At 44.1% G+C, this 12,550-nt stretch carries 15 protein-coding genes; 9 read left to right on the top strand and 6 right to left on the bottom strand.

Annotation, left to right across the window (positions count from 1 at the left end; translation table 11 throughout):
• Positions 1 to 121 precede the first annotated feature (121 nt).
• Both rph and pyrE read left to right on the top strand, forming a co-directional pair.
• Entirely contained in the window at positions 122 to 838 is a 717-nt protein-coding gene (rph, locus tag BCT11_RS15060; protein ID WP_038864820.1) for a ribonuclease PH, read from the top strand.
• A 240-nt stretch (positions 839 to 1,078) separates the two neighbouring features.
• Positions 1,079 to 1,720: an orotate phosphoribosyltransferase gene (pyrE, locus tag BCT11_RS15055; RefSeq protein WP_102388626.1), complete on the top strand. Its 642-nt coding sequence runs from the start codon at positions 1,079 to 1,081 to the stop codon at positions 1,718 to 1,720.
• Between the two features lie 70 nt (positions 1,721 to 1,790).
• Here the strand turns inward: pyrE and BCT11_RS15050 are convergent, their stop codons facing one another.
• From BCT11_RS15050 to coaBC, 3 genes are all read right to left on the bottom strand, one after another.
• On the bottom strand, positions 1,791 to 2,741 hold the full coding sequence (locus BCT11_RS15050; RefSeq protein WP_102388625.1) for a Kdo(2)-lipid IV(A) acyltransferase: 951 nt from the start codon (positions 2,739 to 2,741) through the stop codon (positions 1,791 to 1,793).
• A 5-nt stretch (positions 2,742 to 2,746) separates the two neighbouring features.
• Entirely contained in the window at positions 2,747 to 3,337 is a 591-nt protein-coding gene (gene slmA, locus BCT11_RS15045; RefSeq protein ID WP_005434407.1) for a nucleoid occlusion factor SlmA, read from the bottom strand.
• Between the two features lie 160 nt (positions 3,338 to 3,497).
• Positions 3,498 to 4,697 (bottom strand): bifunctional phosphopantothenoylcysteine decarboxylase/phosphopantothenate--cysteine ligase CoaBC, encoded by a 1,200-nt coding sequence (gene coaBC, locus BCT11_RS15040; RefSeq protein WP_102388624.1) that lies wholly within the window; start codon positions 4,695 to 4,697, stop codon positions 3,498 to 3,500.
• Positions 4,698 to 5,039: 342 nt separating this feature from the next.
• Between coaBC and radC the strand changes: the two genes are divergently transcribed.
• From radC to mutM, 5 genes are all read left to right on the top strand, one after another.
• Positions 5,040 to 5,714: a DNA repair protein RadC gene (gene radC, locus BCT11_RS15035; RefSeq protein WP_102388642.1), complete on the top strand. Its 675-nt coding sequence runs from the start codon at positions 5,040 to 5,042 to the stop codon at positions 5,712 to 5,714.
• Between the two features lie 303 nt (positions 5,715 to 6,017).
• Positions 6,018 to 6,254 (top strand): 50S ribosomal protein L28, encoded by a 237-nt coding sequence (gene rpmB, locus BCT11_RS15030; RefSeq protein ID WP_005467944.1) that lies wholly within the window; start codon positions 6,018 to 6,020, stop codon positions 6,252 to 6,254.
• 13 nt (positions 6,255 to 6,267) lie between these two features.
• On the top strand, positions 6,268 to 6,438 hold the full coding sequence (gene rpmG / locus BCT11_RS15025; protein WP_004410866.1) for a 50S ribosomal protein L33: 171 nt from the start codon (positions 6,268 to 6,270) through the stop codon (positions 6,436 to 6,438).
• A 177-nt stretch (positions 6,439 to 6,615) separates the two neighbouring features.
• Positions 6,616 to 7,092: a hypothetical protein gene (locus BCT11_RS15020; RefSeq protein WP_102388623.1), complete on the top strand. Its 477-nt coding sequence runs from the start codon at positions 6,616 to 6,618 to the stop codon at positions 7,090 to 7,092.
• A 101-nt stretch (positions 7,093 to 7,193) separates the two neighbouring features.
• Complete coding sequence (mutM, locus tag BCT11_RS15015; protein ID WP_102388622.1) at positions 7,194 to 8,003, top strand: bifunctional DNA-formamidopyrimidine glycosylase/DNA-(apurinic or apyrimidinic site) lyase; 810 nt, start codon at positions 7,194 to 7,196, stop codon at positions 8,001 to 8,003.
• A 6-nt stretch (positions 8,004 to 8,009) separates the two neighbouring features.
• Here the strand turns inward: mutM and BCT11_RS15010 are convergent, their stop codons facing one another.
• Genes BCT11_RS15010 through coaD form a run of 3 tightly spaced genes read right to left on the bottom strand, consistent with a single transcriptional unit; the run spans position 8,010 to position 10,303 of the window.
• Positions 8,010 to 8,774, bottom strand: coding sequence for a glycosyltransferase family 25 protein (locus tag BCT11_RS15010; protein WP_045494438.1), 765 nt, complete (start codon positions 8,772 to 8,774; stop codon positions 8,010 to 8,012).
• Positions 8,775 to 8,794: 20 nt separating this feature from the next.
• Complete coding sequence (locus BCT11_RS15005) at positions 8,795 to 9,775, bottom strand: glycosyltransferase (RefSeq protein WP_102388621.1); 981 nt, start codon at positions 9,773 to 9,775, stop codon at positions 8,795 to 8,797.
• Between the two features lie 27 nt (positions 9,776 to 9,802).
• Positions 9,803 to 10,303, bottom strand: a complete 501-nt coding sequence (coaD, locus tag BCT11_RS15000) for a pantetheine-phosphate adenylyltransferase (protein ID WP_054756312.1) — start codon at positions 10,301 to 10,303, stop codon at positions 9,803 to 9,805.
• 122 nt (positions 10,304 to 10,425) lie between these two features.
• On the opposite strand from coaD, the gene BCT11_RS14995 reads away from it, so the two are divergent.
• Positions 10,426 to 11,340, top strand: coding sequence for a glycosyl transferase family 90 (locus BCT11_RS14995; protein ID WP_102388620.1), 915 nt, complete (start codon positions 10,426 to 10,428; stop codon positions 11,338 to 11,340).
• Positions 11,341 to 11,368: 28 nt separating this feature from the next.
• Positions 11,369 to 12,424 carry a glycosyltransferase family 9 protein gene (locus tag BCT11_RS14990; RefSeq protein WP_102388619.1) on the top strand — a complete coding sequence of 352 codons (1,056 nt, stop codon included), beginning with the start codon at positions 11,369 to 11,371 and terminating at the stop codon, positions 12,422 to 12,424.
• The last annotated feature ends 126 nt before the right edge of the window (positions 12,425 to 12,550 follow it).

Below are 12,550 nucleotides of genomic sequence, written 5' to 3'. Positions count from 1 at the left end.
CAAGATGGCAGAGGCTTTGCTATTCTGTGACGAGATTGTCCAGATAGCTTTATTTAATCGATTCCGTTATAATCTGCGCCCAACCAAATCGTCTTCTCCTCATTACTTAAGGTAGATGCCCATGCGTCCAAACGATCGCAAGGCGGACCAAGTTCGCCCAATCAAAATTACTCGTAACTACACAGCTTACGCTGAAGGCTCAGTGTTAGTTGAGTTTGGTAACACCAAAGTGTTGTGTAATGCGACCGTTGAAGAATCTGTGCCTCGTTGGCTAAAAGGTCAAGGTAAAGGCTGGGTAACGGCTGAATACGGCATGCTACCTCGTGCAACTCACTCGCGTACGCGTCGTGAAGCGGCGAACGGTAAGCAAGGTGGTCGTACGATGGAAATCCAACGCTTGATCGCACGTAGCCTACGCGCTGTGGTTGATCTACAAGCGATGGGTGAGTTCATGATCACAGTTGACTGTGATGTTATCCAAGCAGACGGCGGCACTCGCACTGCATCTATCAGCGGCGCAAGCGTTGCAATGGCAGACGCGTTTCAACACCTAGTGGATAGCGGCAAGCTAAAAGCAAACCCAATGAAAGGCCACGTAGCGGCAGTTTCAGTTGGTTTGCTAGGTGATGATGTTCTGTGTGACCTTGAGTACGTTGAAGATTCAGCGGCAGACACAGACATGAATGTAGTGATGACAGAAGAAGGCAAGATGATTGAAATTCAGGGCACCGCAGAAGGTGAACCGTTCAGTCATGAGCAGCTGATGGCTCTGTTAGAGTCGGCGAAAGTCGGCATTACGGAAATTGTCGCAGCGCAGAAGGCGGCGTTAACCAATTGATTTTAATAGCTCCCATTATGGGGGCTATTTTTTTATCTCCGTCGTATATGAATCTACAGCGTTGTTCGCTGCGCTTTTCTACTGGATCGCCAGTCCGACCTATTTACATAGAAGACTATGCTCATAGGGATAGAAAAACTTGCTGCCTAGCTGTAAATCCATCTACTTAGGAGATAACGCATTAGTGTTTATTAACTGCTTGGGAATATGGATACCAAGCCTGTATTTAGAGAGAAAATAATGAAAGCATACCAGCGTGAATTTATTGAGTTTGCACTTGAGAAAGAAGTTCTTAAGTTTGGTGAGTTTACTTTGAAATCTGGCCGTAAAAGCCCGTACTTCTTTAACGCTGGTCTTTTCAATACTGGTCGTGACCTAGCGCGTCTTGGTCGTTTTTACGCTGCAGCGCTGGCGGACTCAGGCATTGAGTTTGATGTACTGTTTGGCCCTGCATACAAAGGTATCCCAATCGCGACTACAACAGCAGTAGCGCTAGCGGATCACCACGACATTGACACGCCTTACTGCTTCAACCGTAAAGAAGCAAAAGACCACGGCGAAGGTGGCAACCTTGTAGGCTCTGCTCTTGAAGGTCGTATCATGCTAGTAGATGACGTAATCACAGCAGGTACCGCGATTCGCGAATCAATGGAAATCATCCAAGCAAACGGTGCGGACCTAGCAGGTGTGTTGGTTGCGATTGACCGTCAAGAAAAAGGTAAAGGTGACTTGTCTGCGATTCAAGAAGTGGAGCGTGACTTTGGTTGTGCAATTATCTCAATCGTTAGCCTGACAGACCTTGTGACTTTCCTTGAAGAGAAAGGTACTGACAAAGAGCACCTAGAAGCAGTAAAAGCGTACCGCGCAGAATACGGCGTTTAATTGCTCTTTCATCATTGAAGAAAAAGGGGCTGGTGGATATCCATCAGCCCCTTTCTTTTATCTTTATCACTTACTTGTAGCGAATGCCTTTTGGCGCAGTTTCATCAGCCATGGTCTTGTAGCGTTTATGTAGCCACATCCACTGATCTGGTGCGCGCAGAATAACTTCTTCTACAAAGGTGTTCATATAAGCCGCTGCCGCTACTTCGTCTTTTTTCGGATAGTCGGCTTCAATGCACTTATCAGCGATGATTTCATACTTACCATCTCCATTGCGGAAGCCAGAGCCCGGAATTATCGAGCACTTGGACGTGTAAGCCAGAATGCTGGTGCCAGTTGTAGTACAAGCGTCTTCAATTGCGAAGAAAGGGACGAATACCGATTTGTTACGACCGTAATCGTGATCCGGTAAGTAAAACAAACGCTCACCGCTGCGTAGAACACGAATCATTTGTTTAACGTCTTTGCGGTCAATGAGTTTGTTGCCGTTGTGCGTGCGTCCCCAGTACTGAATGAAGTTGTACGCTGGGTTGTTGTGCGGGCGGAAAGCGCCATAGCCTGCAACACCTAACACACCGAAAGCACGAGCGGTGATTTCAAGATTTAAAGCATGTACACAACACAGTAATACACCTTTACCTTCTGTGGCTTTCTCACGAAGTGCGACTAGGTCTTTCTCAATGATCAGAGTTTTGAAACGCCATGTCGGCCAAAACCAAGTGATACCGGTTTCGATCAGTGCCATACCGGTATTCTTGAAGTTCTCTTCAACAATGTGTTGGATCTCTTCAGGCGCTTTATCTGGAAAAGCCAGTTCAAGGTTACGTGTCGCGACATGGACACGACCTTTGCCGTAGCGCATGCCGAGGTGGCCAAGTGTACGGCCTAACGACAGCAACATACGGTATGGAAGGATATTGACCACGATAGCCAAAAAGCCAAAGCCGAGCCAAACACCCCAGTTACGAGGGTGGAGAAGTGAAAGAGAAAACTCCGGCTTAGTGAATTTGTCTTTACTCATAATCTCTACTTAATTTGTGCGCTGAGAAGTGCCCAATACTCGTCAAAGTTCGCGGTTGGTTGGTATTTGAAATCACTACGAACAAAGCGGTTCAAGCTGCCTTCAACTTGTCCTAGGATTTGAGCCGCCAAAATGCGCTCTTCCACTGGGAACGATTTGCCTTCACGGATTTTACGTTCACGTAGGATCTGACGAAGCTGTGTTTCGATACGTTCAAACAGTTGGTTGATGCGATCGCGTAGGCGCTCATTTTCAAACATTAGAGCATGACCAGAAAGAATGCGTGTCAAACCTGGGTTACGTTCTGAGAATGCCAAGATAAGGTGCATTACCATACGAATGCGCTCTAGCGTGTCTTTCTCATCATCCAAAATGCGGTTGATACGAGTCATGAGTGCTTCTTCGATGAACTCAATCAAGCCTTCAAACATGCGAGCTTTACTTGGGAAGTGGCGATAAAGTGCCGCTTCTGAAACACCGACCTGTTTCGCCAATTTTGCCGTAGTAATGCGTGAAGCCCCTTCTGTAGATTCAAGCATCTGCGCGAGAGCTTGCAAGATTTCTTCACGACGATTGGATTTTTTACTGCCGGCCATTTAGTTACTTCCTTTCAAAATACAAAGTTGAGCGGAGGGGATTATAAGACGCTCTTTGGCATCAAACTAGACCAGTGAGGAGGTAATGGGAGCTTTAACACCCTCACTTGTCATGTTTGTACCAAATTTGTGCCAGTTTTCTATGAAAAGCGAATGGTAATTACATCAATTCGTGCATTTTTTCCAAAATTCTGAAACTTAGCGCTTCTTTGGATTCTAATGCCAACGCCTGTTCGCCTTCTGGCCAGAATAAAGTGATGGCGTTGTCGTTACTGTTAAAACCTTGGCCTTCAACAGAAACATCGTTCGCACAAATCATATCGAGGTTTTTCTTTACCAGTTTACCGCGAGCGTAGGTTTCTACGTCGTTGGTCTCTGCTGCAAAACCAACTGTGAATGGACGTTGCTCTGTCATGTTGGCGACGGTCGCTACGATATCAGGATTTTTGACCATGTTGATGGTCATCTGATCGTTGTTTTCGGTCTTTTTCAACTTTTGAGACGCCACATTTTCTGGACGGTAATCTGCTACGGCGGCGCAGCTAATGAAAGCATCGTGGTTAGGCGCGTGAGCCATTACAGCATCATGCATCTCTTGTGCACTCGCAACATTGATACGCTCAACACCCGCTGGCGTATTCAAGCTGACAGGCCCACTGACTAGCGTGACCTTCGCTCCCAATTGCGCTGCGGCATTTGCTAGTGCAAAGCCCATCTTTCCTGAGCTGTGGTTAGAAATGTAACGCACAGGGTCAATCGCTTCACGAGTTGGACCTGCGGTGATCAGTACCGATTTTCCTGCCAACAGTTTCGGTTTGAAGAACTGCTCACACAGATGCACTAACTGCATTGGCTCTAGCATTCGACCAGGACCCACATCGCCACATGCTTGCTCACCGGCCGCAGGGCCCCAAATGTGCATACCACGGCATGCAAGTGTGGCGATGTTTTCTTGAGTTGCGACATTGCGGTACATCTGTTGATTCATTGCTGGAGATACCGCTACTGGTGAATCTGTCGCAAGTATTAACGTAGTAAGCAAGTCATTACCCATGCCTGCCGACATACGTGCAATCAAATCTGCAGTTGCAGGAGCAAGAAGAACCAAATCTGCCCATTTTGCCAGTTCAATGTGACCCATCGACGCTTCTGCTGCTGGGTCTAACAAGCTATCCGACACCGGACGCCCAGAGACTGCCTGCATGGTTAAGGGAGTAATGAACTCCTTCGCCGCTTTGGTCATCACTACTTGAACTTGCGCGCCCCTTTCTATTAGGCGACGGGTTAGCTCCGCACATTTATACGCGGCAATACCGCCACTGATGCCAAGTAGAACTTTCTTTCCTGCTAGTGTTTGCATGTGAGATCTCCAATTTTTCTGGCGAGGAGTTTATCACAATTGAATCTTTCATCGCTCAAGCAAATCTGGCGTTAAGCTAATCCATATCAAACTACAGAATATTAATTATTGGGATTTCTAGAGCCTCAATAATGGTTTTTTGTGTTCAAATTTTAGAGAAGAGGTCTATGCCTTTTTAAGAAATCCACAGGAGAGAAAAGACGATCTGGTTGAACGCGGTACATTCTGATGGATTGCTAAATTACATAAAAAAGCTGCGGCTAACGGAAAAAACAAAAGTCAGTTTCGAATTTCTGCTTTTGTTTTGTGCAATAGGAGTTCACTAGAGAAAGAGAGCTCATGATGACCCTTAAATCCTTACCTACTGATTCTATGCCACGAGAGAAGCTGCTACACAGAGGGCCGCAAGCTTTGAGCGATGCTGAATTATTGGCGATTTTTCTTCGCACTGGCACACAAGGTATGAATGTCATCGAATTGGCTGATTTTCTTATTCAAGATTTCGGTTCACTTCGCCAGCTTTTTTCTGCAACCGAAAAAGAGTTCTGCCAACACAAAGGGTTGGGACAAGCGAAATACGTGCAGTTACAAGCCGTCTTGGAAATGACGCAACGTTATTTAGCCGAAACCTTAAAGCGTGGTGATGTATTAACCAGCCCCGAACAAACTAAAATGTACCTTTCTTCTATATTAAGAGATCGACAAAGAGAGGCTTTCTACATTCTTTTCTTAGATAACCAGCATAGAGTAATAAAAGATGAGATTTTGTTTGAAGGCACACTAGATGCCGCGTCGGTTTATCCGAGAGAAGTGGTCAAGCGAGCCCTGCATCATAACGCAGCTGCTTTGATTTTGGCACACAATCACCCGTCTGGTGTTGCAGAGCCGAGCCAAGCAGACAGACGAATTACGCGACGATTAATCGATGCTTTAGCGCTGGTGGATATACGGATTTTGGACCATTTCGTTATCGGTGATGGCGAAAGCGTTTCTTTTGCAGAAAGAGGGTGGATATAACTGTGCATTTTTTAGGTTGTTAGTTGCTAAAAATCTGCTATCATCCTCGCCACTAAATTTTTAACTGAATTCAGCTTGGACTGCTAGAAAAAACCTGCTGTCTAAAAAAAGATCACGAAAACCTGTAAAAAGGATCTGTTCGGGTCTTGAGCAATGCATATCAAGTTAGTATAATGCGCGACCTTTGATAGCCTTGTATGGATTTTCCATAGCGGTTCTTAACCTCTAACTTCTTTCCGAGAAATAGAGAGGTTCGGCCACCAAGGTTGATATCGAGCTGAAACGATTTTGGAGAAGACATTCATGTCACGAGTATGCCAAGTAACTGGTAAGCGTCCAGTAACGGGTAACAACCGTTCACACGCACGAAATGCTACTAAGCGTCGTTTTCTGCCGAACCTACAAACTCATCGTTTCTGGGTAGAGAGCGAAAAACGTTTTGTTAAACTACGCCTTACTGCAAAAGGTATGCGCATCATCGACAAGAAGGGTATCGATACTGTTCTTGCTGATATCCGTGCACGTGGCGAAAACGTTTAAGAGGAAATAGGCAATGGCAAAGAAAGGCGTTCGTGAGAAAATCCGTCTAGTATCTTCAGCAGGTACTGGTCACTTCTACACAACAGATAAGAACAAGCGTAACATGCCAGGCAAATTTGAGATCAAGAAATTTGATCCAGTTGTACGCCAGCACGTTATGTACAAAGAAGCTAAAATCAAATAATTGGTTTTGTCTCTTTGACGATTTAAAAAGCCCAACTCTCGAGTTGGGCTTTTTATTACCTAAAATTCAGTAATCCTTCACTTCATCCCTTCTTTCACGTGTTTCCATACAGATGTTCTAGTCAAAATTCATACGCTTTGGTAGTTTGTTGATAACTACAGGAGATTAGGAACTGCTATGCGCGTTAGTCCGGCCCGTCGCCGTCGTTGGAACAATATTCTTATCCTAGGCATCATCGTTTTTATGGTGATCTTGAATGCGCCAACCTTGATCAAAACCTACCTTGTCGAAGAACCTGTGGATCCTTACCCCAATTTATTGCGCTCTGATCATGAAGTGAGTGCTATTTACTTCTCAGGTTGGGAATTGGAGAAACAAAATGGGCAATGGCAATCGAACATTAAAGCTAATATTCCCGTACAAGAGATTGTGACTCGTTGGCAATCTTTGGAAGGGACTGAGCTGACCTCAGAACAATACGATAATTTAAAGTCTCAGTTGTCTTCTCCAGAAAGTATTGAGATCTGGTACAAAGACTTAGAAGAACCGCAACGAGTGACCTTTTATCGGCTTGGCGACTTTTGGTTGTTTAAAAACTGGCAAGATAAATGGATTGCGATTTCTGTTGATGGCAACTACATCATGCCCAAGTAAGCCTTACGAATAACCCTTTTCAAAGGCTGTGTTTGTCTTTGTTCTTTTCGATTATGCTAGCCACCCAATATCAATGCTCTTAGCGTTTTAAGGAAAATTAAATGCCTGAATTACCAGAAGTTGAAGTAAGCCGAATGGGCATCAGTCCACACATGGTTGGCGAGACGATTAAGGCATTTGTATTCCGAACCCCGAAACTGCGTTGGGATATCCCTCAAGAGTTGAAGAAGCTAGAAGGGCAGGTGATTCGTAATATCAATCGCCGCGCTAAGTATCTGTTGATTGAAACGGACGAAGGTACTGCGATTGTTCATTTAGGAATGTCGGGTTCACTGCGTGTGCTTGATGCTGATTTTCCTCCAGCAAAGCACGATCATGTGGATCTCAAACTTACTAATGGAAAAATACTGCGCTACAACGATCCACGCCGTTTTGGCGCATGGCTGTGGAGCGCACCAAATGAATCACATGCTGTATTAGGTCATATGGGACCGGAACCTTTGACTGAAGAGTTCAATGCTGATTACGTAGCGGAGAAAGCCAAAGGTAAGCGCGTTGCGGTTAAACAGTTCATTATGGACAATAAAGTCGTCGTCGGAGTCGGAAACATCTACGCCAACGAATCATTGTTTAAATCACGCATTCATCCCACTCGCCCTGCAGGTAAGCTAACCAAAAAAGAGTGGCAATTGCTGGTGGAGAACATCAAAGCCACGTTAGAGATCGCCATTCAGCAAGGCGGAACGACATTGAAAGATTTCGCCCAAGCAGATGGCAAGCCAGGTTACTTCGCACAAGAGTTATTAGTTTACGGAAAAGCCGGAGAGCCATGCCCAGAATGCGGCGAAGCTCTCCAAGAACAAAAGATAGGCCAACGCAATACCTTCTTCTGCGGGGAATGTCAGAAGTAAACTGCGTTAGTTATCAAACTTCTTTGGGCCGTATTCTCGGCCCATTTTTATGAGGTGGTAGCCATTCATCACTAAATTTAGCGTCATACTTTTTGCTTTATTTAGCAGCTTCATTGTAGCCACGAGGTAGTCTTTGTCTCCTTGGCGTTTTCTATTACCAATGACAGATGGTTTATTGCCTCCACGTAAGCCAGCTTGCCTTACGCCAAACATTGCTTGCTTATGAAGCCAAGTATTACGTAGGAAGACATCTACCGGGAATTGGAACGTTTTACTTGCTTCGATAAACGCTTGGGCCGCCTTGGGGTTTATTGCATAAGAGGTTGTACACTGTGGTACTTTTAGGTACTTAACCAAGCGTTGGGAGCCATATTGTTTCGTATCGTAGAACATGCCACGACTACTAGTGTTTTCTGTACGAATATAACCACAGTTTTCGATATTTTCTGCAACGGCTTTCAATGTGTTAAGGAATAGCTCGTCTTCGATGCTGAGATCATCTTCAAAAATGATAATAGGTTCATTTAATTCAACGCACTTTTGCCAAAGTAGGTAATGGCTCGCGTAGCAGCCCGCCTCACCGATGATGCATGGGCGACCCATATTAAATTCAAACTGGCGCCGATCTAAGTGTTCTAATAAGGGGTGAGCATCCTTACGTGCATCCACGCCATAGAAAACTTCACAATCTAAACCGATTCTCTTTAGGGTGTTTAATGTTGTTTCTTGCCTGTCTTCACAGCCTTTTAAAGTGATACAAAATGCTTTCATGGTGACTCAAAATTGGTGTTCTATCTAAAGTAAGGTAATTTTTTTATTTGTTTTACTGGCTCAGAAAGAAACTGATTCAGAGCTTCTCCATTAAGTACTTTTTCGTACTTCTCTATGTAAGCCTTGGCCATTGAAATATGATCAAACGTGTCTCGAGCGTATTCGTGACACAGTTTTGGATTGTAGCTTCCATGTTTAATTGCGTCTGCAAGTTCATCTTCAATATTTGACAGTAAGCCAAACTCTGGCGAGTTAATTAATTCAGGTAGTGATCCATATGGCGTAGCAAACACGGGCGTTCCCATAAATAGGCTTTCCGTGATGGCCAATCCAAATGGTTCTTCCCATGTGACTGGAAAGATTAGGCCTTTAGAGCGCTCAAGCACTGCACACTTTTCTGTATTGTTGACCATGCCGTGGAATTTTACGTGGCGATCTAAGGTGAGTCGAAATCCCATCTTGAAGTTCAACCTGTATCCACCTAACACATCCAGTGCTACATTGGCTTTTTTCGTAATATCTATTGCGCCTTGAACGTTTTTTAAACGCCATGCCGCTTTACCAAGGAAGTGATAGCGGTTTTCTCTGTTATTGAGTTCTAAGTTTGGCTGACGGTAATCACCCCAATCTAGACCATTGCACACAAAGGCTTCACAGCCGTGGTTTAGTGCATGTTTTTGAGAGACGAAAATTGAATTGGGGTCATTTTTCTTGGAAACGGTGTTGTTGCCATGACGAGTGATGACATAAGGTTTTTTGGTGCAACGACCACCAACATGGAAGTGAACGACATCCACCTCGTCAGGAATTTGTTCATCAATAGACAAGTCTGGTTGCTGGGTAATACACGTTGCCCAATCACATGTCATGGGTTCAGGATTCAGAATGTAAACGTTATGACCCAGTTGATGAAGCGCTTTCATTAAGCTCCATACAACACGTTCTGTACCACCATAAGCAACAGGGGGTAATGTGCCTTTACACACAATTAATACGTTCATAGCTATTCTTTTCTTTTGTTCGAGTAATTAGTTCTTTGTTTTTTGAGCAAGTGCAAGTTCAACTGGTGTAGGAACAAATCGGCTAATATCACCACCATGTAAAGCCACTTCTCTTACAATCGTAGAAGATAGGAATGCGTATTCGTCATCAGGGGTAAGGAAAACACTTTCGAGACCTGGTAAGAGTTTTCTGTACATGCTGGTTAGGCCAAATTCATATTCGAAGTCGACAGTAGTTCGCAGGCCGCGAATCAAAATGTTTGCGTTTTGATCTTTTGCAAAATCGACCAATAAACCAGTGAAGCCTTCAACGTTCACATTGGAAAGGTGACTGATAGAACTTTCTACTAATTGGACCCGTTCTTCTAAAGTGAACAGGGTCTTTTTGGAAGGACTTGCAGCAACGCCGATCGTGATAGAGTCGAACATCTGGGCCGCGCGTTCTATGAGGTTTAAGTGGCCATTTGTGATAGGGTCGAAGGTTCCCGGATAAATGACGTGTGTGGCACTATGACCTTGTTGTTTCATATGCAGCTCGTTGTGTTTGTCAAAAGTGTCAAAAAACGCTTAAAAGTAGTAATATGATACATCATCGAATCGAGAATAGATAACATCGACAAACATAGGTTTGATAAGGGCATAACGTTTTAATGAAACTTTTTTACTATATAAAAAACCTGCTGTTGACCATTGCTCCACGAGCGTATTTTGCTTACAACAAAAACAAACTAGAAAAGAAGTTTCAAGGTCAAATGGAGTTAGTTCAAGAACGAGTGGATTACTATTGTAAGATCAATACTCCGAGCGAACTAGATTCCAGTAAATCGACCAGTTTGAGTCGTTTCTCACACAAAGGGCAAAGTGCATACACCTATGATCTTAAAGAATTTCTTCGTTACTTTTCCGGTAATAATCCGTTTTGTTATTACTTTGGGGATGAAGTTGCCGTAGAAGATTGCCCGACGATCTATAAAGCAAGACCGATTGAGGGTAATAACGACAACTCGGTGTTGTTCAAACTCAACAAGCGCAGACACTTCCAGTTTGTAAACGACGCATTGGATTTTCGTGCCAAGAAAGATATGGCGGTTTTCCGTGGTTTTGTAAAACGGATTCACCGTATTCGTTTTATGGAAGCAATGTTTGAGAATCCAATGATGGATGCTGGTCAATCCAACCCCTCTCAAGAGCACCCAGAATGGCAAAAAGATTTTATGTCCATTCAAGAACAATTGAAGTACAAGTTTATCATTTGCCTTGAAGGTAACGATGTTGCAACCAATTTAAAGTGGGCAATGTCTTCGAATTCTGTCGTAGTGACGCCTAAGATGCGTTTTGAAACGTGGTTTATGGAAGGTACGCTACAACCTGGTGTTCATTATGTTGAAGTGAAAGATGATTGGTCTGACTTTGACGAGAAAATTAACTACTACCTTGAAAACCCAGATAAAGCTGAAGCCATGGTTGAAAATGCGCATCGACATGTGGCCCAATTTCAGGATGAACAATTGGAAAACTTAATTTGTATCAAGACGCTCGAGAAATACTTCAAGCTATGTCAGTAATGCTCTTAAACCAAAAGCCTAAATTATCATGAGTTTATTCACTTCACCTCCGTCTCATTTGTGTGTATTGCGTTTGTCGGCTATTGGCGATGTTTGTCATGCGATCTCTGTGGTTCAGGCGATTCAAAAGCACTGGCCGCAAACCAAGATAACTTGGGTTACTGGTAAAATAGAAGCGCAACTGATTGGTGATTTGCCCAACGTTAATGTGATTGTTTTTGATAAGTCACAAGGCCTTAAAGGAATGAAGGCTGTGTGGCAGCAGCTAAAGGGCACTAAGTTTGATGTTTTGCTGCACATGCAGGCAGCCCTGAGATCGAGTGTTTTGTCTTTGGGTATCCAAGCAAAATACAAAGTGGGTTTTAGCAAGAATAGAACGAGAGAAGGGCAGTGGTGGTTCACTAACCGTCACTTACCTAATACAACGGCAATGCATGTGTTAGATAACATGGCTGACTTTGCTAAGTACATTGGTGTTCCATTCAGCCAGCCAACGTGGAATATCCCCTTACCCAGTGAATCAGTCGATTACGCTAAAGGCATTACCCAAGGTAGAAAGTGTGTCGTGATTTCTGCTGCGGCAAGCAAGGACTCTCGTAACTGGTTAGTGGAGCGATATGCAGCTATCGCCGATTACGCATCGTCTTTGGGACTTCATGTGATCCTATGTGGCTCGCCAGCGGAACGAGAAAAGCAATTAGCATATAAAATTGAGTCACTGTGCAAGCAGCCTGTCACCAATATTGTCGGTGAAACAAGCTTAAAGCAACTGACAGCTGTATTGTATGAAGCCACGGTTGTCATTAGCCCTGATTCCGGTCCTGCTCACTTGGCGACAACTCAGGTGACACCTGTGATTGGTTTATATGCGCATAGTGACCCTAGACGCACAGGGCCTTATAACGATTTAGATAACGTCGTAAGTGTTTACCAACAACACGTTGAAGAACAAAAAGGCCAGTCCGTAGACTCACTCACGTGGGGCACGCGTGCTAAAGGGGATAACTTAATGGCCGCAATTACCGTTGAGCAGGTGCAAGAAAAGCTTCACAAGGTATTGCGGGGCCTGAGTGGCTCAGAATGAACCTCAAATGATAGGGTAAATTAGGACAATACCAGATTTAAATCATGTCTACGCGTCCTTCGATTAATCGTGATTATAATGGTAATACGTACAGTGCTTAGAGCATGTAAGCAAAATTAGGTTGAA

Origin of the sequence: Vibrio sp. 10N.222.52.B12 (assembly GCF_002875385.1) — a bacterium.
GTDB classification, from domain to species: Bacteria; Pseudomonadota; Gammaproteobacteria; order Enterobacterales; family Vibrionaceae; genus Vibrio; species Vibrio jasicida.
Note: the sequence above shows the minus strand (reverse complement) of the source record. Positions and strands in the feature narration are given on the sequence as shown.